The sequence below is a fragment of the Bacillus sp. BS98 genome, assembly GCF_008432245.1.
Lineage (GTDB): Bacteria > Bacillota > Bacilli > Bacillales > Bacillaceae_G > Bacillus_A > Bacillus_A toyonensis.
In genome coordinates this window covers 5,017,789-5,035,411 of record NZ_CP043830.1, presented here as the reverse complement: position 1 = coordinate 5,035,411, position 17,623 = coordinate 5,017,789, and the positions used below count along the sequence as shown (strand labels likewise).

Annotated in this window: 23 protein-coding genes; 21 read left to right on the top strand and 2 right to left on the bottom strand. The window is 38.0% G+C overall.

Annotated elements, in window-relative coordinates:
• The first annotated feature begins 74 nt into the window (after positions 1 to 74).
• The 12 genes from glpX to F0362_RS26240 all read left to right on the top strand — a co-directional run bounded on the left by glpX (position 75) and on the right by F0362_RS26240 (position 9,997).
• Positions 75 to 1,040, top strand: coding sequence for a class II fructose-bisphosphatase (gene glpX / locus F0362_RS26290; RefSeq protein WP_000442336.1), 966 nt, complete (start codon positions 75 to 77; stop codon positions 1,038 to 1,040).
• A 271-nt stretch (positions 1,041 to 1,311) separates the two neighbouring features.
• Complete coding sequence (gene rho, locus F0362_RS26285) at positions 1,312 to 2,583, top strand: transcription termination factor Rho (protein ID WP_001053898.1); 1,272 nt, start codon at positions 1,312 to 1,314, stop codon at positions 2,581 to 2,583.
• Between the two features lie 640 nt (positions 2,584 to 3,223).
• Positions 3,224 to 3,469: a type B 50S ribosomal protein L31 gene (locus F0362_RS26280; protein ID WP_000643435.1), complete on the top strand. Its 246-nt coding sequence runs from the start codon at positions 3,224 to 3,226 to the stop codon at positions 3,467 to 3,469.
• A 108-nt stretch (positions 3,470 to 3,577) separates the two neighbouring features.
• Positions 3,578 to 4,165 (top strand): thymidine kinase, encoded by a 588-nt coding sequence (locus F0362_RS26275; protein ID WP_000280856.1) that lies wholly within the window; start codon positions 3,578 to 3,580, stop codon positions 4,163 to 4,165.
• A gap of 143 nt (positions 4,166 to 4,308) precedes the next feature.
• Positions 4,309 to 5,376 (top strand): peptide chain release factor 1, encoded by a 1,068-nt coding sequence (prfA, locus tag F0362_RS26270; RefSeq protein WP_000887062.1) that lies wholly within the window; start codon positions 4,309 to 4,311, stop codon positions 5,374 to 5,376.
• Positions 5,376 to 6,227: a peptide chain release factor N(5)-glutamine methyltransferase gene (gene prmC, locus F0362_RS26265; protein ID WP_001267074.1), complete on the top strand. Its 852-nt coding sequence runs from the start codon at positions 5,376 to 5,378 to the stop codon at positions 6,225 to 6,227. The genes prfA and prmC overlap by 1 nt, the downstream gene beginning before the upstream one ends.
• Positions 6,228 to 6,341: 114 nt before the next feature.
• Positions 6,342 to 7,205, top strand: coding sequence for a stage II sporulation protein R (gene spoIIR, locus F0362_RS26260; RefSeq protein WP_000745080.1), 864 nt, complete (start codon positions 6,342 to 6,344; stop codon positions 7,203 to 7,205).
• A gap of 49 nt (positions 7,206 to 7,254) precedes the next feature.
• A complete protein-coding gene (locus F0362_RS26255; RefSeq protein WP_149890046.1) occupies positions 7,255 to 7,713 on the top strand; it encodes a GNAT family N-acetyltransferase in 459 nt (152 codons plus the stop codon).
• Between the two features lie 108 nt (positions 7,714 to 7,821).
• On the top strand, positions 7,822 to 8,862 hold the full coding sequence (locus F0362_RS26250; RefSeq protein ID WP_000557365.1) for an L-threonylcarbamoyladenylate synthase: 1,041 nt from the start codon (positions 7,822 to 7,824) through the stop codon (positions 8,860 to 8,862).
• A gap of 77 nt (positions 8,863 to 8,939) precedes the next feature.
• Positions 8,940 to 9,488, top strand: coding sequence for a manganese efflux pump MntP (locus F0362_RS26245; RefSeq protein ID WP_000142481.1), 549 nt, complete (start codon positions 8,940 to 8,942; stop codon positions 9,486 to 9,488).
• 19 nt (positions 9,489 to 9,507) lie between these two features.
• On the top strand, positions 9,508 to 9,639 hold the full coding sequence (locus tag F0362_RS31275; protein WP_001094286.1) for a hypothetical protein: 132 nt from the start codon (positions 9,508 to 9,510) through the stop codon (positions 9,637 to 9,639).
• 79 nt (positions 9,640 to 9,718) lie between these two features.
• Positions 9,719 to 9,997 carry a DUF3935 domain-containing protein gene (locus tag F0362_RS26240; protein WP_000197482.1) on the top strand — a complete coding sequence of 93 codons (279 nt, stop codon included), beginning with the start codon at positions 9,719 to 9,721 and terminating at the stop codon, positions 9,995 to 9,997.
• Positions 9,998 to 10,188: 191 nt separating this feature from the next.
• Here F0362_RS26240 and F0362_RS26235 read toward each other — a convergent pair whose 3' ends face one another.
• Positions 10,189 to 10,800 carry a flavin reductase family protein gene (locus F0362_RS26235; protein ID WP_000949060.1) on the bottom strand — a complete coding sequence of 204 codons (612 nt, stop codon included), beginning with the start codon at positions 10,798 to 10,800 and terminating at the stop codon, positions 10,189 to 10,191.
• A 166-nt stretch (positions 10,801 to 10,966) separates the two neighbouring features.
• Positions 10,967 to 11,353, bottom strand: coding sequence for a DoxX family protein (locus F0362_RS26230; RefSeq protein ID WP_000968621.1), 387 nt, complete (start codon positions 11,351 to 11,353; stop codon positions 10,967 to 10,969).
• 388 nt (positions 11,354 to 11,741) lie between these two features.
• Between F0362_RS26230 and F0362_RS26225 the strand changes: the two genes are divergently transcribed.
• From F0362_RS26225 to F0362_RS26185, 9 genes are all read left to right on the top strand, one after another.
• Positions 11,742 to 12,239 carry a PTS sugar transporter subunit IIA gene (locus F0362_RS26225; protein WP_000473666.1) on the top strand — a complete coding sequence of 166 codons (498 nt, stop codon included), beginning with the start codon at positions 11,742 to 11,744 and terminating at the stop codon, positions 12,237 to 12,239.
• A 231-nt stretch (positions 12,240 to 12,470) separates the two neighbouring features.
• Positions 12,471 to 12,911: a low molecular weight protein arginine phosphatase gene (locus F0362_RS26220; RefSeq protein WP_000832365.1), complete on the top strand. Its 441-nt coding sequence runs from the start codon at positions 12,471 to 12,473 to the stop codon at positions 12,909 to 12,911.
• A gap of 96 nt (positions 12,912 to 13,007) precedes the next feature.
• Positions 13,008 to 13,451, top strand: coding sequence for a ribose 5-phosphate isomerase B (gene rpiB / locus F0362_RS26215; RefSeq protein ID WP_000869542.1), 444 nt, complete (start codon positions 13,008 to 13,010; stop codon positions 13,449 to 13,451).
• Positions 13,452 to 13,517: 66 nt separating this feature from the next.
• A complete protein-coding gene (locus F0362_RS26210) occupies positions 13,518 to 14,090 on the top strand; it encodes a TIGR01440 family protein (protein WP_098141879.1) in 573 nt (190 codons plus the stop codon).
• Between the two features lie 253 nt (positions 14,091 to 14,343).
• Positions 14,344 to 15,585, top strand: a complete 1,242-nt coding sequence (glyA, locus tag F0362_RS26205) for a serine hydroxymethyltransferase (protein ID WP_000349812.1) — start codon at positions 14,344 to 14,346, stop codon at positions 15,583 to 15,585.
• A gap of 272 nt (positions 15,586 to 15,857) precedes the next feature.
• A complete protein-coding gene (gene upp, locus F0362_RS26200; protein WP_000517536.1) occupies positions 15,858 to 16,487 on the top strand; it encodes a uracil phosphoribosyltransferase in 630 nt (209 codons plus the stop codon).
• 375 nt (positions 16,488 to 16,862) lie between these two features.
• Positions 16,863 to 16,976, top strand: coding sequence for a DUF4024 domain-containing protein (locus F0362_RS26195; RefSeq protein ID WP_000232961.1), 114 nt, complete (start codon positions 16,863 to 16,865; stop codon positions 16,974 to 16,976).
• Between the two features lie 26 nt (positions 16,977 to 17,002).
• Positions 17,003 to 17,227, top strand: coding sequence for an AtpZ/AtpI family protein (locus F0362_RS26190; protein ID WP_001171219.1), 225 nt, complete (start codon positions 17,003 to 17,005; stop codon positions 17,225 to 17,227).
• Positions 17,227 to 17,619 (top strand): ATP synthase subunit I, encoded by a 393-nt coding sequence (locus F0362_RS26185; RefSeq protein WP_000567600.1) that lies wholly within the window; start codon positions 17,227 to 17,229, stop codon positions 17,617 to 17,619. The genes F0362_RS26190 and F0362_RS26185 overlap by 1 nt, the downstream gene beginning before the upstream one ends.
• The last annotated feature ends 4 nt before the right edge of the window (positions 17,620 to 17,623 follow it).

The following is a 17,623-nucleotide window of genomic DNA, read 5'->3' as shown; positions in this document are numbered from 1 at the left end:
GAAGTACACTTTATAGAAAAATAAAGTTCACAAAATACGGCAGAAGTATAAAGGCTTAAAGGAGAGGGATTATCGTGGAAAGAAGTTTATCTATGGAGTTAGTACGTGTAACAGAGGCTGCAGCATTATCATCAGCGCGTTGGATGGGACGCGGGAAAAAGGATGAAGCAGACGGTGCAGCAACGTCTGCTATGCGTGATGTATTTGATACAATTCCGATGAAAGGTACAGTTGTAATTGGTGAAGGTGAGATGGATGAAGCGCCAATGCTGTATATCGGAGAGAAATTAGGTACAGGGTATGGCCCGCGCGTAGACGTTGCAGTTGATCCTTTAGAAGGGACAAACATTGTAGCAGCTGGCGGATGGAATGCACTTGCCGTTATTGCAATTGCAGATCATGGTAATTTGTTACATGCTCCTGACATGTACATGGATAAAATCGCGGTTGGTCCAGAAGCAGTTGGAGCCGTTGATATTGATGCACCTATTATTGATAACTTACGTGCAGTTGCGAAAGCAAAAAACAAGGATATTGAAGATGTTGTAGCAACAGTTTTAAACCGTCCACGTCATCAAGCAATTATCGAAGAAATTCGTAAAGCTGGTGCTCGTATTAAATTGATTAACGATGGAGATGTAGCTGGAGCAATCAATACAGCATTTGACCGTACAGGTGTAGATATTTTATTCGGTTCTGGTGGGGCTCCTGAAGGAGTATTAGCAGCTGTCGCATTAAAATGTTTAGGTGGAGAAATCCACGGAAAGCTTCTTCCTCAAAATGAAGCTGAATTAGCTCGTTGTAAAAAAATGGGTATTGAAGATATAAATCGTATCCTTCGTATGGAAGACTTAGTAAAGGGTGACGATGCAATCTTTGCAGCAACAGGTGTAACAGACGGAGAATTGCTACGAGGCGTTCAATTTAAAGGTAGCGTTGGAACAACACAATCTCTTGTTATGCGTGCAAAATCAGGTACAGTACGTTTCGTAGACGGACGCCATAGTTTAAATAAAAAACCGAACTTGGTTATTAAATAAAAAGTGCAAGCGGCTCGTTCAGAATGGAAGAAGCAAAGCTACCGACCATTCTAGTTGTTAAAACTAGATTAAATAATAAGCGAAGACAAATTTTCTTGTCTTCGCTTATTGTATTTGTGTCCCAACGTATTGATTAAAACTAGATAAAAGGGTTACAATAGTGAATATTACCCTACTTGAACTTATTGCCTTTCATTATTAATTATTTGCCTTCCGTATTTTTTCCCTTTACCCATGTGAAAAGAGAATAACGTTAAAGTGTGGTGTCTGAATGAATTTGTCAATTGCAGCATTAGAAAACATGAAATTAAAAGAGTTATACGAGCTTGCGAAAGAATTTAAGATTTCGTATTATAGCAAATTAACGAAAAAAGAATTAATCTTCGCCATTTTAAAAGCTCGAGCAGAAAAAGAAGGTTTCTTTTTCATGGAAGGCGTATTAGAAATTATTCAATCAGAAGGATTTGGATTCCTACGTCCTATCAACTATTCTCCAAGCTCAGAAGATATTTATATCTCAGCTTCGCAAATTCGTCGTTTCGATTTACGTAATGGAGATAAGGTTTCTGGTAAAGTACGACCTCCGAAAGAAAATGAACGCTATTTTGGATTATTACAAGTTGAAGCTGTAAACGGAGATGATCCAGAGTCAGCCAAAGAGCGTGTGCATTTCCCTGCATTAACACCATTATACCCAGATCGCCAAATGAAATTGGAAACGGAACCGAAAAAGTTACCGACACGCATCATGGATTTAATCGCACCAGTTGGATTTGGACAACGTGGTTTAATTGTTGCGCCTCCAAAGGCGGGTAAAACAAGTCTATTAAAAGAAATTGCACACAGTGTTACAACAAATCATCCAGAAGCAGAATTAATTGTGCTTCTAATTGATGAGCGTCCAGAGGAAGTAACAGACATTGAACGTTCTGTTAAGGGCGATGTTGTAAGTTCTACTTTTGATGAAGTACCAGAAAATCATATTAAAGTAGCTGAACTTGTGTTAGAACGTGCAATGCGTCTTGTAGAGCACAAAAAAGACGTTATCATTTTAATGGATAGTATTACCCGTTTAGCGCGAGCTTACAACCTCGTTATTCCGCCAAGTGGTAGAACATTATCGGGTGGTATCGACCCAGCGGCTTTCCATAGACCGAAGCGTTTCTTTGGGGCTGCGCGTAATATTGAAGAGGGCGGTAGCTTAACGATTTTAGCAACAGCGCTCGTTGATACAGGGTCTCGTATGGACGATGTAATTTACGAGGAATTTAAAGGAACTGGAAATATGGAACTTCACTTAGATCGCTCATTAGCTGAGCGTCGTATCTTCCCAGCGATTGATATTCGTCGCTCTGGTACGCGTAAAGAAGATCTATTAATTCCGAAAGAGCATTTAGACAAGTTGTGGGGTATTCGTAAAACAATGCGTGATACACCAGACTTCGTTGAAGGTTTCTTACGTAAACTTCGTCAAACAAAGACAAATGAAGAATTTTTACAAAACATTGTTGCAGACTCGAAAAGGTATGTAACAACTAAGTAAAGGGAAAAGATTGGGACTCGCTTATTTCGTAGTAAGCGAGTTTTTTTATGTTTTTTAGGTGATGTTAAAGGGAGAAGTAAGTGGGAGAACCTTAGCCAGTCAGAGCTGAACGAGCCGCTTGCGCTTTTAAATTGTATCCAGTTCGGGCGGCTAGCTCTTCGCATCTAAGAACCTTCCGCCCGAAAGGTAAAAAGCACCTTTAGGGCGAAAGAACCTTAGCCAGAGCTAAGCAAGCCACCTCCACTTTAAGATAATATCCAGCTCCAGCGGCTAGAATCTCCGGTCATTTCACTCTCTCGAAGCAAAAGGCGCTTCAAGGTCGAGAGTTTGAAGTGTCCTGGATTCTGAACGAGCCGCTTATGCTTTTAAATTGTATCTAGTTCCGACGGCTAGCTCTTCGTGTCTAAGAACCTCCCGCACTAAAGGTAAAGAGCACCTTTTGTGCGAGAGAACCTTAGCCAGTCAGAGCTGAACGAGCCGTCTCCACTTTTAATTTAAAAAGACAAAAACAGGTAGTTGCAAAATGAAGTTAGCCTTGTTATAATTTCATCATATGTGTTTCATCAATATAGTTGTGTATGCAGCTGAAGATGAAAAACTCTGTTTCGAAAATGATTCAGGGCGGAAGGAGATGAAAAGAATGAAAGCAGGAATTCACCCAGATTACAAGAAAGTTGTATTCATGGACACAAACACAGGCTTCAAATTCTTAAGCGGGTCTACTAAAGGCTCTAGCGAAACTGTTGAGTGGGAAGATGGTAACACTTATCCATTACTAAAAGTTGAGATCAGTTCTGATTCTCACCCATTCTACACTGGACGTCAGAAGTTTGCTACTGCAGACGGACGCGTTGATCGCTTCAATAAGAAATACGGTATCAAGTAATAAAAACATAAAACAGGCAAGTGTATGTATTCGCTTGTCTGTTTTTTTTGCGAAAATATTATACCTTTACCCTACTTTTAACTAAAAAGTAGATGAAAGGAGAGCTTCATGTACTTAATAAATCAAAATGGCTGGATTGAAGTGATTTGCGGTAGTATGTTTTCTGGTAAATCAGAAGAGCTAATCCGCCGTGTGCGCCGCACGCAATTTGCGAAACAACATGCAATTGTATTTAAACCATGTATTGATAATCGTTATAGTGAAGAAGATGTTGTATCACATAACGGATTAAAGGTAAAAGCAGTTCCTGTTTCAGCTTCAAAGGATATATTTGAACATATTACAGAAGAGTTGGATGTTATTGCAATCGATGAGGTGCAATTTTTTGATGGGGACATTGTGGAAGTGGTGCAAGTATTGGCAAATCGTGGCTATCGTGTCATTGTAGCTGGTTTAGACCAAGATTTCCGTGGTCTACCATTTGGACAAGTTCCTCAGCTGATGGCGATTGCTGAACACGTAACAAAACTGCAAGCAGTATGTTCTACATGTGGATCTCCGGCAAGTCGTACACAACGATTAATTGATGGAGAGCCGGCGGCATTTAATGATCCGATTATTTTAGTTGGAGCTTCAGAATCGTACGAACCACGTTGTCGTCATTGTCATGCAGTTCCTGCAAACAAAAATAAGTAAAACTCGCTTTGTAGGGCGGGTTTTTTTCAAAATAGAGAGAATGAGTGGTGCAAGCCGCTTGCGCTTTTAAATATAATTTGCGTTTTTTTGAGTAAGTACCATATACTATTTGTATTAGATACTAGGATGTAGAGGTGAATGATGTGTTAGATCGTTTGCAAGCTGTAGAAGATCGTTATGAGAAGTTAAATGAATTGTTAAGTGACCCAGAGGTTATTAGCGATACAAATAAGCTTCGTGAGTATTCAAAAGAACAATCTGATATGCAAGAAACGGTAGAGGTGTACCGTGAGTATAAAGATGTTCGTGAGCAATTACGAGATGCAAAAGCAATGTTAGAAGATAAGTTAGACGCTGATATGCGTGAAATGGTTAAGGAAGAAGTCTCTGAATTAGAAGGACAAGAGAAAACATTATCAGAACGTCTGAAAATTTTACTTGTTCCAAAAGACCCTAATGATGATAAAAACGTTATCGTGGAGGTTCGTGGTGCTGCTGGTGGTGATGAGGCAGCTTTATTTGCGGGTGATTTATATCGTATGTATAGCCGTTATGCTGAGGTGCAAGGTTGGAAAACTGAAATTATCGAAGCGAGCTATACAGAGTTAGGTGGATATAAAGAGATTATCTTTATGATTAACGGTAAAGGTGCTTTCGCGAAGCTGAAATTCGAGAATGGTGCTCACCGTGTACAACGTGTTCCTGAAACGGAATCTGGTGGACGTATTCATACATCTACAGCAACTGTAGCTGTATTACCAGAGGCAGAAGAAGTAGAAATTACTATTCATGAAAAAGATGTTCGTGTTGATACATTTGCTTCTAGTGGTCCTGGTGGACAGAGCGTTAATACAACGATGTCAGCGGTACGTTTAACGCATTTACCGACTGGTGTAGTTGTATCTTGTCAGGATGAGAAATCACAGATTAAGAATAAAGAAAAAGCAATGAAAGTATTACGTGCACGTGTTTATGATAAATTCAGACAAGAAGCGCAAGCTGAGTACGATCAAAATCGTAAACAAGCTGTTGGTACGGGAGACCGTTCAGAGCGTATTCGTACGTATAACTTCCCGCAAAACCGTGTAACTGACCATCGAATCGGCTTAACGATTCAAAAGCTAGATCAAATCCTACAAGGTAAGTTAGATGATTTCATCAATGCCTTAGTGATGGAAGATCAGGCGCAAAAGATGGAGGCAGCTGAGTAATGCGTGTCTATGAAGCCCTGAAATGGGCTTCTTCTTTTTTACAGGAAAATGGACGAGATGAAAATGCGGGAGAACTTGTCCTTTGTCATGTATTAAAGACGAACAGAACAGGAATGCTCATGAATATGCGTGAAGAGATAACCGCGGAACAAGAGAAAAGTTTTGTAGAATTTATCCACAAGCACGTGAAAGGTATTCCAATCCAATATATGCTCGGTTATGAAATGTTTTATGGACGCTCGTTTTTTGTGAATGAAGAGGTATTAATACCAAGGCCTGAAACGGAAGAGCTTATAGTAGGAGTGCTAGAGCGAATTGAGCGTCACTTTGGTAATGAGAAACTTCATGTAGCGGATATTGGTACAGGTAGTGGAGCAATTTCTATTACACTCGCTTTAGAAAATAAAAATCTTCATGTGTATACGGTAGATATTGCAAGAGAATCGATTGAAGTTGCAAAAGAAAATGCAAAATCTTTGGGTGCAGAAGTAACGTTCTATCACGGTGATTTATTGTCACCATTTTATAAAATAGATCAAAAGTTAGATGTTGTCGTTTCAAACCCTCCATATATACCAGAAGAGGATTGGCGTGGTCTTTCTCCTGTTGTGAAAGAGCATGAACCAAAGAGAGCACTTGTTGGCGGTGAAGATGGATTAGATTTCTATCGCCGTTTTATGGAAGAATTGCCGAACGTGTTGCAGAAGAAAGCAATTGTGGCATTTGAAATTGGAGTAGGGCAAGGTGAGGATGTAAAGGAATTGTTACAACAAGCCTTTCCGCATGCTCATGTTGAAGTTGTTTTTGATATTAACGGAAAAGATCGTATGGTATTTGCAGAGATGGAGTAAGGTTCACACCTTACTCTATTTTTTTTGTGGGGAAAATTCATATAGATTTTGAATTTAATAGTTTAGAAAGATGAAAGTCTGTCCACACTGTTTGTAGAGGGGACGGTGGAGGAAATGAAAAAACAAGTTATTGCTTATCTTCTTCTATTATTAATTGGTGCACAGTTACTTGTGCAGTTTGGATATATGAAAGCTGATGCGAAAGGGCCTTCTGTTATTCCGAAAGAGGCCGTTCGATTAAGAATTTTAGCAAATAGTGATTCAGATAAAGATCAGGCGTTAAAGCGTAAAGTACGCGATGAAGTAAAAGCGCAAATTGATGGATGGGTAGCAGATTTAACGTCATTTGAAGAGGCGCGAAAGGTAATTCAAAGTCATATTCCAGAAATCGAAAAAACAGTGAAAAACACGCTAAAAAAGGAAGGCAGTACAGAGTCATTCCAAGTGAAATTTGGTAAGAATGTAAAGTTTCCTACAAAGGTATATGGGAATTTTATTTATCCAGCAGGAGAATATGAAGCGGTACTCATTACAATTGGAAAAGGTGAAGGGGCGAATTGGTGGTGTGTGTTATTTCCTCCAATGTGTTTCTTAGATTTTTCAAGTGGTACAGCTGTAAGAAAAGAAGAGCATGTTGTGAAGGCTGAATCTCCTGAAGAAGATCAAGTGGAACAAGCTGAAGGGGATATAGTCGATTCACCAAAGATAGAAGAGGATAAGGTGAAGGAAAAGAAAGTTGTAAAACAGGAAGTAGCAAAAAAGGTAACAGCTTCTGAAAAGAAAGTAGTAAAAAATGAAATAAAAGTAGAAGAACAGCCTGTAAGTAAAGAAGAAACAAAAACAGTGGAAAAAGTAGAGAATCCTGTGGAGAAAAAGCAAGAAAAACAAAATGAGTATGTACAAGTAGAAGAGGAAGAAAAAAAGCCAGAAGTTAAATTATTTATTGTAGAAGCTTTTACATCTTTATTTTCTAAATAGTACTATTAACAAGTCTCTTCTCATATATAAAGATGAGGAGGGATTTATTATGAAGAAAGTGTATTTTGCTACGAAAGAGGATGTAGAAAGATTACATTCTTTTTTCGGACAAGCTAATAAAAAAGATGATAAAATAAATGAGTTATACGCACAATTTATGATTTTGGAAGAGGCGGAAGAAATACGAGCTGTAATTGGATATGAACAAAGTGAAGAAAATGCACTTATTCGTTCTTGTTTATTCACACCTCATGTGGATAAACAGACTTTCTTATATTTTTTCGAAATGTTTTTGCAGTATATGAAAGAAAAAAATATTCGACAATTGTACTTACTAACAAATCATCCACAATCTATAACAATCTTTCAGTTTTTTGACTTTGTCACTATAGAGAGAGAGAAAGTGTCAGAGGGAATTCGACAGCTAGAACACTTTTGTAAAAATATAAAAGAGCCGAATGCAATAATACTAAATTGTCAGCTATTCACAAAGTTATCCACGGATTAATTAGGTTTATCCACATTTTGTGGATAAACCTTGTTTGTCTTTTGGATAAATCTCATAGTAAACTAAAAATAGACAAGTATTTCAGGGTAGAAAAGGACGTGGAAAAAAATGCACACAAATATGTGGGTTGTGGATAATGTTGTGGAAAGAAAAAAATATTATCCACAGTTACAAGAAGCAGCAAGACTATTAAGAGAAAACGAAGCGGTTGCCTTCCCTACGGAAACGGTATATGGGCTAGGTGCAAACGCGATGAATGATGAAGCAATTGCGAAAATTTTTGAAGCAAAAGGGAGACCAAGTGATAATCCACTTATTGTTCACATAGGTACAAAATCTCAGTTAGATGGGATTGTAAATGAAATTCCGCCGGTTGCGGAGAAGTTAATGGAACACTTTTGGCCAGGACCATTAACGATTATTTTGCCAAGAAAAGAAGGTATTTCTGAGAAGGTGACGGCAGGTCTTAATACGGTTGGAGTAAGAATGCCGGATCATCCAGTAGCGCTCGCTCTTATTGAGGAGGCGAATGTACCGGTTGCAGCACCGAGTGCGAATCGTTCAGGGCGTCCAAGCCCAACGTTAGCTTCTCACGTATATGAAGATTTAAATGGAAAGATTGCAGGTATTGTTGATGGTGGGGCAACGGGAGTAGGCGTTGAATCAACTGTAATCGATTGTACAAGTGAGATTCCAACAATTTTACGTCCAGGCGGGATTACGAAAGAACAATTGGAAGCAGTAATAGGTACTGTTTCTTTAGATCCAGCTTTAAAGGACGAGAAGGAAAAACCGAAATCACCTGGAATGAAATATACACATTATGCACCGAAAGCGCCACTTAGTATTGTTGAAGGATCACGTGAGTTTATTCAGCGTCTTGTGGATAAGAAGAAGGATGAAGGATTTAAAGTAGGTGTATTAACGACAGAAGAATATCAGCATGTATATAGTGCAGATGTCGTATTATCTTGTGGTATGCGAAGTGATTTAGCTAGTGTTGCGACCAAATTATATGATGTACTTAGAACGTTCGATGCAAGTGAAGTGGATGTTATTTTTAGTGAGTCGTTCCCGAATGACGGAATAGGGAATGCAATAATGAATCGCTTAACAAAAGCAGCAGGACATCATATTATTACTGAATGATAATGTACGATTAGCAAACAGAATATTTCTCCTCGGATAAGCATATTTTGAAGTAGCACGTCCGAGGAGGGACATGAATGACGTTTGAACAGCTAATACCTTTAATAATTATGGCATTCGCCTTAGGGATGGATGCGTTCTCGGTGAGTCTTGGTATGGGGATGATGACCTTAAAGTTAAGACAAATCCTGTATATCGGTATGACGATAGGGATTTTTCATATAATCATGCCATTTATAGGAATGGTATTAGGTCGTTTTTTATCAGAGAAGTATGGGGACATTGCACATTTTGCAGGTGCTATTTTATTAATTGGTCTAGGGTTTTATATCGTATATTCGTCTATTTTAGAAAACGAAGAGACTAGAACAGCTCCTATTGGAATTAGTTTATTTGTATTTGCATTTGGCGTCAGTATAGATAGCTTTTCGGTAGGCCTTAGTCTTGGTATTTACGGAGCACAGACGATTATTACAATATTACTTTTTGGATTTATTAGCATGTTATTAGCGTGGTTTGGTTTATTAATTGGTAGACATGCGAAAGGTATACTCGGTACATATGGTGAGATAGTAGGTGGTATCATTCTGGTTGGATTTGGATTATATATCCTTTTTCCTATATAATTTTATGTAGGAGGGAATTATGAACACGCTATTGGAATGGTATGTTAAGTTTTTAACCTTCTTTCCTCGGTGGCTAAGAAGACTTATAATTTGGGGTATTATTTTGCAAATTTCGATGTTAGGTTGGATTAAGTTAATTCGTGAATGGTGAGATGGTTCCTTTCTGTGCATATTTTGTTTGTACTATATTTATTGCACTAAAAATTACAGATATAGAAAGGATGAGATGAATGACGAGATTGAAGCAAGTTTTTGGTATTATTATTAGTTTTTTTGTTTTTTGGTTTAGTATGCTCGGTGTACAAATGTTTGCTGAGTTTTTAGATATTGAGTCATTGAAGTTTGTTGCCGGAAAGACTGAGGCAGCGCGTACTTTTTATTCTCCATACCCTTTTTTAATTGTTTTTCTTATTACATTGCTTTCCCTATATTTCTTAGTAATTAAGCTTGGGAAACCGAAAAAAGAGAAATTGCCTGCTTTAGAGGAAAAGAAGGAAGAATTACAATGATAAAATCCCCTGCTATTTAGCAGGGGATTTTATGTTTGAGTGATGGAGGTAATTAAGTTACCTTCGCTTTTAGATATATCCAGCTCCAGCGGCTAGAATGGTCGGTGGCTTCGCATCTTCCTACGAGGCAAAAAGCGCCTCTACGTCAGAAGCTCCATCCCCCTCCCATTCTGAGCGAGCCGCTTCCGCTTTTAAACTGGCCTCACCAATTCAAATTGTTCTCCTAATTTTGCATAGTTGTGTCCTGCTAGACGGCTTACTGGTTTTAGTCCTTCTGCGTGAATGCGGCCTTTTTCGTATAGGTGTTCTGCGACGTGGAAACGAACGATGCGTCCGATTAGTAGATCGCAAGCTGGTGAGTCTTCCGTTCCGCCAAGAGGGATTGCGCGTTCTAGTACGCATTCCATTCGAATGTTCGCTTCTTTCACACCTGGAACAGAGATGACGTCACTTTTAATTGGTGTTAGTTTTGCTAGTTCGATTTCACTCTCGTTTGGCGGAAGGTTAGCTGCTGTTTCATTAATCGCTTCTATGTAAGATTCGTCAGAAATATGTACAACAAACTCTCCTTGTTCCATTGCGTTTCGGGAAGTATCTTTCGGTGTTCCTGCTTTTCGTTGTACAGAAACTGAAATAAGTGGTGGATTAGCAGCAACAATATTGAAATAACTATAAGGCGCTCCATTTAATACACCGTCTTTTGTTATAGAAGTAACGAATGCGACGGGACGTGGAATAATGCTGCCCGTTAATAATTTGTAATTCTCTTTTTCCGTTTGTTCATTTGGATTAATTGATAACATGTTTAAAATCTCCCTTCTGAATATGACGACTTATTGTTTGTTTACAAGATGTTAGTGGGAAACTCCTGCTGGAAATAATATTTTTTTAATGATGTAAAAAAGAGATTACCTCAATTATACTGAAGTAATCTCTTTTTAAGTAAACATCTTGAAATTGAGATAAATATTAAAGTAAAACGTATGCGCCAGGCCCGATTAAAGCGACACCAACAGCGACAGCGATTAACATTAAATTATATTCAAATCCGTCTTGTGTTACCCAGTAACCATTTTTTCCGTGAACAGTGAAGATTGCCATTAACATTGTTCCAACGATAAATAATGAACCAATTACAGTGAAAATACCTGATGCGAATAAGAAACCACCTAGTAATTCAGTTGCACCAGCCATAAATGCCATAAATACACCAGGGCGTAAACCGATTGATTCCATCCAACCGCCTGTTCCTTTTAAGCCATAACCACCGAACCAACCGAATAATTTTTGAGCACCATGACCCATGAATGTAATTCCTATAATAAGACGAATAATAAGAAGACCGAAATCCATCATTTTTGAAAACCTCCTGAAAGTTTATTAACTTACCTTATGTAAGTAATAATAAAATAGTTACTTACTTTAGTCAAGTGAATTTCGAAAAAAGTTTGAATTAAATTTTACAAATTAACGACAAAAAATAAAATGTAGTAAAGACCTCTAGACAAGTTGGGCGAAAAAAGAGAAAATATAAGTAGAAGTTAACTTCTTATTGTTATTCAGACAATCAGAATTGACTGGAATTTTGTGAAGCGCTACAATAAGAGTCTATTAGTAATGACGTAATTTATTTCGAAAGCGTTTTTACAGTATAATATTCGAAGTATGAAGTCTTACATGTATCCCGAGCTTTACTAGGGATTGCCCTATAAACTTTTAGGTAAATTATAAGGAGGACTATCCTATGTTTAAAAAATTATTCGGTCTTGGTTCAAAAACAAATGAAGAAACAATTGTAGCTCCATTAACTGGAGCAGTGAAAAATATTGAAGAAGTACCAGATCCAGTATTCGCTGGTCGTATGATGGGTGACGGTGTTGCAATCGATCCTACTGAAGGTGTAGTTGTATCTCCAGTTGATGGTGAAATCGTACAATTATTCCACACGAAACATGCTATCGGAATTAAAGCGAAAAACGGTACAGAAATTTTAATCCACGTTGGATTAGAAACTGTAAAAATGGAAGGTGAAGGTTTCGAAGCTCACGTTTCTGAAGGACAAGCTGTAAAAGCTGGAGATAAATTAATCTCATTCGACTTAGAATTAATCCGTGAAAAAGCGAAAAGCACGATTACTCCAATCGTTATTACAAACACAGATGCAGCTGAGTCTATTAAGACAACTGTAGGTGTAACAGCTACAAAAGGTTCAACAGAAGTAATGAAAGTTACAATGAAATAATTGTTGTATAAAAGGAATCCGTTTCATATGAAATGGATTCCTTATTTTTTGTTGTATGTTTAGTAGGTATGTTAAAATACTCTAGGCACTTGGAAATAGGGTTTCACATATATGTGGATAGGCGCATTTTTCTTAGAAAAATGCGCCTTTTGTATATTCACATTTCTTTTGTTCCATCCTAATGTAAGCTATTATTAAAGGGAAAAGATACAATATAAGGGGTGGGTTTGGATGAAACGAGTGTTATTTGTTTGCACTGGCAATACATGTCGTAGTCCGATGGCTGAGGCGTTACTTCGTCATCATGGAGGAGATAAGTTTGAAGTGCAATCTGCTGGTGTTTTCGCCTATCCTGGAAGCGATGCATCGATATATGCGAAGGAAGCTTTAGCTGAAAAAGGAATTTCAATCGATCATGCCGCGCAGCAGGTAAATGAAGCTTTGCTTGATTGGGCTGATATTGTCGTAACGATGACGGAAAATCATAAGCAAATTGTACTTGGTCACTATCCGAGTGTTGAAAAGAAGTTGAATACATTATATGGACTAACTGAAGGTATAGGTAAAGACATTTCAGATCCTTTTGGAGGATCGCTTTCTATTTATAAAGAAACGTTAGATGAGATGGAAAAACTTGTACAAACTTTACTGAAAAAACATTCAGAGGGTTGATGTTTCGTGTATAATACGATATTGGAGATCACTTCGTCCTATTGAGGTAGCGAATGTGAAATGAAGATAATTGATTGAAACTTTGGAGGGGTAAAAATGAAAGTAGTAATAGCATCTGATCACGGCGGTATGAATATCCGTAAAGAACTTGTAAGTTTATTAGAAGAATTAAATATTGAATATATTGATTTAGGTTGTGAATGTGAAGCTGGTTCAGTTGATTACCCTGATTTTGCATTTCCAGCAGCGGAAATGGTAGCAAATGGTGAAGTTGATCGTGGTATTTTAGTTTGTGGGACAGGCATCGGTATGTCAATCGCGGCAAACAAAGTAAACGGTATTCGTTGTGCGTTAGTTCATGATACTTTCAGTGCGAAAGCAACGAGAGAGCATAATGACACTAACATGCTAGCAATGGGCGAGCGTGTAATTGGTGCTGGTCTAGCGCGTGATATCGCAAAAATTTGGTTAACAACTGACTATGAAGGTGGCCGTCACGAAAACCGCGTGGGAAAAATTAAAACATACGAAACAAAGTAATAGATTCTAACTATCAGTAGTGTGAAATATAATTTGGTGAACCAACCTGTGAAAGGAAGAGGCGTAATGACAGAAATCGTAAAGGTAAGAGAACAGCTACAAATATCGCTTTCTGATTTCCAAGAACAAGCTTCATTGCAAAGTGGTCAAATTTTTGTAGTGGGGTGTAGCACGAGCGAAGTGCTAGGAGAAAGAATTGGAACATCAGGAACGATGGAAGTAGCAGAGGCGATTTTTTCTGAGTTAAAACAATTTCAAGAGCAAACAGGTATTGCGTTAGCGTTCCAATGTTGCGAGCATTTAAACCGTGCTTTAGTAGTTGAGAGAGAAGTAGCGATGAAATATCAATTTGAAATTGTAACAGTTACGCCTGTTAGATCAGCAGGTGGTGCATTGGGGACATATGCGTATCACAATTTGAAAGATCCGGTAGTAGTTGAATTTATTAAAGCGGATGCTGGAATGGATATTGGTGATACATTTATTGGTATGCATTTAAAGCATGTAGCTGTTCCAGTTCGTACAAGTGTGAAGGAAATTGGAAATGCACATGTAACGATGGTGAAAACACGTGGAAAACTAATAGGTGGAGCACGTGCTGTTTATGCAGCGGAGGAAGAAACGATTACTTGCCGTTAAATGCGAAAAATGAAGAAGTCATATAGCAGCTTTTCATCATAGGATAAAAGGTATGTTGTCTGACTTTATAATAGAAGAAAGAAAAGACCGATTTTCGGTCTTTTTTTTCTTTTATGATATAGAAAGTCATGTTAGAATGTAGTTGAAAACATGAAGGTTCGAAAGAATTACAACCTGAATTTTCGTTTTTTCTGAATAAATAAGAAAAAACTGTTGGGAATTGATGTAATTCGTTCAGAAAAGGGGGATTTTGGTGGATCATTTAAAACGTCAAGATGAAAAGGTATTTGCTGCAATTGAGGCAGAACTAGGAAGACAGCGTTCAAAGATTGAGTTAATCGCTTCGGAGAACTTCGTAAGTGAAGCAGTAATGGAGGCGCAAGGTTCTGTTTTAACGAATAAGTATGCTGAAGGATATCCTGGAAAACGTTACTACGGTGGTTGTGAACACGTAGACGTAGTAGAAGATATCGCACGTGATCGCGTAAAAGAAATTTTCGGTGCAGAGCACGTAAATGTTCAACCACATTCTGGTGCACAAGCGAACATGGCAGTATATTTCACAATTCTAGAGCAAGGCGATACAGTACTTGGTATGAATTTATCTCATGGTGGTCACTTAACACACGGAAGCCCTGTTAACTTCAGTGGAGTACAATATAATTTCGTAGAATATGGCGTGGATGCTGACTCTCACCGTATTAATTACGATGATGTATTAGCAAAAGCGAAAGAACATAAACCAAAATTAATCGTAGCAGGTGCAAGTGCATACCCTCGTGTTATCGATTTCAAACGATTCCGTGAGATTGCAGATGAAGTGGGCGCATACTTAATGGTTGATATGGCACATATCGCTGGTTTAGTAGCTGCTGGTTTACATCCAAACCCAGTACCACATGCACATTTCGTTACAACAACAACACATAAAACATTACGTGGTCCACGAGGTGGTATGATTTTATGTGAAGAGCAATTTGCAAAACAAATTGATAAATCAATCTTCCCTGGTATTCAAGGTGGCCCACTTATGCATGTAATCGCTGCAAAAGCTGTTGCATTTGGTGAGGTGCTTCAAGATGACTTTAAAACATATGCACAAAATATCATTAATAATGCGAACCGCTTAGCTGAAGGCCTTCAAAAAGAAGGACTTACACTTGTTTCTGGTGGAACAGACAATCACTTAATCTTGATTGATGTTCGTAATTTAGAAATCACAGGTAAAGTAGCGGAGCACGTATTAGATGAAGTTGGTATTACAGTGAACAAAAATACAATCCCATTTGAAACAGCAAGCCCATTTGTAACAAGTGGCGTACGTATCGGTACGGCAGCTGTAACATCTCGTGGTTTCGGTTTAGAAGACATGGATGAAATTGCTGCACTTATTGCTTATACATTAAAAAATCATGAAAATGAAGCTGCATTAGAAGAAGCACGTAAGCGTGTAGAAGCGTTAACGAGCAAATTCCCAATGTATACAGATCTATAATAGATTGAAAAAGACTGCTGAAACGTACTTGTTTTAGCAGTTTTTTTTGAGGACATATATTGTTTTTAAAGTATGTATACAAATGATGAATAAATTTTGGCGATATAATGAAGGATACAGCTCCCATTATTGGTAAAGATACTAGATAGATTCATCGTAAAATCATGATTTTGCCAAATTTGCCCTTGAATATTAGTAGCGTTTTCTTTACAATCGTAAATAGTGTAAAAAAGCGTGCAAACGCATGAATATCATCTAAAGGAGAGATTCACATGGGAAAACTGTATGTATTTGATCACCCGTTAATTCAACATAAGATTACATATATTCGCGATAAGAATACAGGTACGAAAGATTTTCGTGAATTAGTGGACGAAGTAGCAAGCTTAATGGCTTTCGAAATTACTCGCGACCTTCCACTTAAAGACATTGAAATTGAAACGCCTGTAAGTAAAGCGACAACAAAAGTGATCGCTGGTAAAAAACTTGGTTTAATTCCGATTTTACGTGCAGGTTTAGGAATGGTTGATGGAATTCTGAAATTAATTCCAGCAGCAAAAGTAGGACACGTTGGTTTATACCGTGACCCTGAAACATTGCAACCGGTAGAATACTATGTGAAACTTCCAACGGATGTAGAAGAGCGTGACTTTATCGTACTAGATCCGATGCTAGCAACAGGTGGTTCTGCAGCTGAAGCAATTAACTCTCTGAAAAAACGCGGTGCGAAACAAATTAAATTAATGTGTATCGTAGCTGCTCCAGAAGGAGTAAAAGTAGTACAAGAAGAGCATCCTGATGTTGATATTTATGTAGCAGCATTAGATGAAAAGTTAAATGACCACGGTTATGTAGTGCCAGGTCTTGGTGATGCTGGTGACCGTTTATTCGGAACGAAGTAAGACAACTGACGAGAGGGAATTCCCTACTCGTCTTTTTTTGTCCCGGGTATGCAGGCAGGGGAGGGGGATAAATATGCAACGTGTATACAACATAAGTTGCATACACAACACATATAATATAGAAGTCTTACGTCTAAGGAGCACTATATTATGGAAGGAAAGCGTTATATCTTAAAAATATAATAGTGACAAACTTGTGAACATTTCCTTCTATTATAAAGAGAAAACTGTTAGAAATTGCATATCTCTAACCAGTATTTAGAAGGGGAACGTTTTCATTTTTGGGAGGAAATGCCTAATACTCAAATTTTTTGATTTTTTACGATTTCTCGTTGACACTGTTAATACCCTATTGTATGCTAACAACGGGGATAGATGGTAGGGCTTTCAGTGACAAAAATACATCTATTCCGTGACGAAAATGTAAACTTTTTATTTTGTATAGGATTTATGCAAAAAAATGAGTTATTATTAACACATCGTGAATGAGGGTTACATATTGGAGGGATGAATCCTTGCAAAAAAACGACCGCAGCCATATAAAAGCTTATGCTTTAATGTCAGGAATTCTTGCTCAATTAGTCGGTTCTATTCTTATTGGAATCTTTGGTGGGCAGTGGATTGATAATAAGGTTGGAACGTTTCCATTGTTTCTTATTATAGGTTTATTACTAGGATTAGGAACAGGGGTATACGCAATGATTCGACTCATTCGACATTACTATTCGGGAGAGCAATGATGATAGACGTACATGGACTTGTCCAAAGACAAAAGAAATATATGTACTACTTGCTTGCGCTTCTAGTGCTAGGATGGGGATTCACCTCTTACAAGGATGTATTTCTTGGGCTGATTATCGGAACGATTTTCAGTTTTCTTAGTTTGCGCATCATTGCACGTAGAACAGACAAGCTGTTAGATCGCGTAACGAATGGAGAAAACGTGAAGTTTAAGGCAACAGCGGTAAGTACATATTCGAGATTCGCGACAATTGGGTTATTAATTTTATTTGCAGCCAAATATCAAGAGTTAATTGCGATGTGGGGCTTAGGTGTAGGATTGCTGACAGGATATCTTGTCATGATCATAGATTTTCTTTATTTAGAGTATAAGAGCAGGGAAGAGAGGTGAATTA

Excerpts from the sequence above, each read along its gene's own strand:
- F0362_RS26225 (WP_000473666.1), top strand. The coding sequence starts at position 11,742 with ATGTTTAAAAAATTATTCGGTCTTGGTTCAAAAACAAATGAAGAAACA.
- F0362_RS26275 (WP_000280856.1), top strand. The coding sequence starts at position 3,578 with ATGTACTTAATAAATCAAAATGGCTGGATTGAAGTGATTTGCGGTAGT.
- F0362_RS26195 (WP_000232961.1), top strand. The coding sequence starts at position 16,863 with ATGGTAGGGCTTTCAGTGACAAAAATACATCTATTCCGTGACGAAAAT.
- upp (WP_000517536.1), top strand. The coding sequence starts at position 15,858 with ATGGGAAAACTGTATGTATTTGATCACCCGTTAATTCAACATAAGATT.
- F0362_RS26185 (WP_000567600.1), top strand. The coding sequence starts at position 17,227 with ATGATAGACGTACATGGACTTGTCCAAAGACAAAAGAAATATATGTAC.
- F0362_RS26245 (WP_000142481.1), top strand. The coding sequence starts at position 8,940 with ATGACGTTTGAACAGCTAATACCTTTAATAATTATGGCATTCGCCTTA.
- F0362_RS26230 (WP_000968621.1), bottom strand. The coding sequence starts at position 11,353 with ATGATGGATTTCGGTCTTCTTATTATTCGTCTTATTATAGGAATTACA.
- F0362_RS26280 (WP_000643435.1), top strand. The coding sequence starts at position 3,224 with ATGAAAGCAGGAATTCACCCAGATTACAAGAAAGTTGTATTCATGGAC.
- spoIIR (WP_000745080.1), top strand. The coding sequence starts at position 6,342 with ATGAAAAAACAAGTTATTGCTTATCTTCTTCTATTATTAATTGGTGCA.
- F0362_RS26210 (WP_098141879.1), top strand. The coding sequence starts at position 13,518 with ATGACAGAAATCGTAAAGGTAAGAGAACAGCTACAAATATCGCTTTCT.
- prmC (WP_001267074.1), top strand. The coding sequence starts at position 5,376 with ATGCGTGTCTATGAAGCCCTGAAATGGGCTTCTTCTTTTTTACAGGAA.
- F0362_RS26250 (WP_000557365.1), top strand. The coding sequence starts at position 7,822 with ATGCACACAAATATGTGGGTTGTGGATAATGTTGTGGAAAGAAAAAAA.
- rpiB (WP_000869542.1), top strand. The coding sequence starts at position 13,008 with ATGAAAGTAGTAATAGCATCTGATCACGGCGGTATGAATATCCGTAAA.
- F0362_RS26255 (WP_149890046.1), top strand. The coding sequence starts at position 7,255 with ATGAAGAAAGTGTATTTTGCTACGAAAGAGGATGTAGAAAGATTACAT.
- F0362_RS31275 (WP_001094286.1), top strand. The coding sequence starts at position 9,508 with ATGAACACGCTATTGGAATGGTATGTTAAGTTTTTAACCTTCTTTCCT.
- F0362_RS26240 (WP_000197482.1), top strand. The coding sequence starts at position 9,719 with ATGACGAGATTGAAGCAAGTTTTTGGTATTATTATTAGTTTTTTTGTT.
- rho (WP_001053898.1), top strand. The coding sequence starts at position 1,312 with ATGAATTTGTCAATTGCAGCATTAGAAAACATGAAATTAAAAGAGTTA.
- F0362_RS26220 (WP_000832365.1), top strand. The coding sequence starts at position 12,471 with ATGAAACGAGTGTTATTTGTTTGCACTGGCAATACATGTCGTAGTCCG.
- F0362_RS26235 (WP_000949060.1), bottom strand. The coding sequence starts at position 10,800 with ATGTTATCAATTAATCCAAATGAACAAACGGAAAAAGAGAATTACAAA.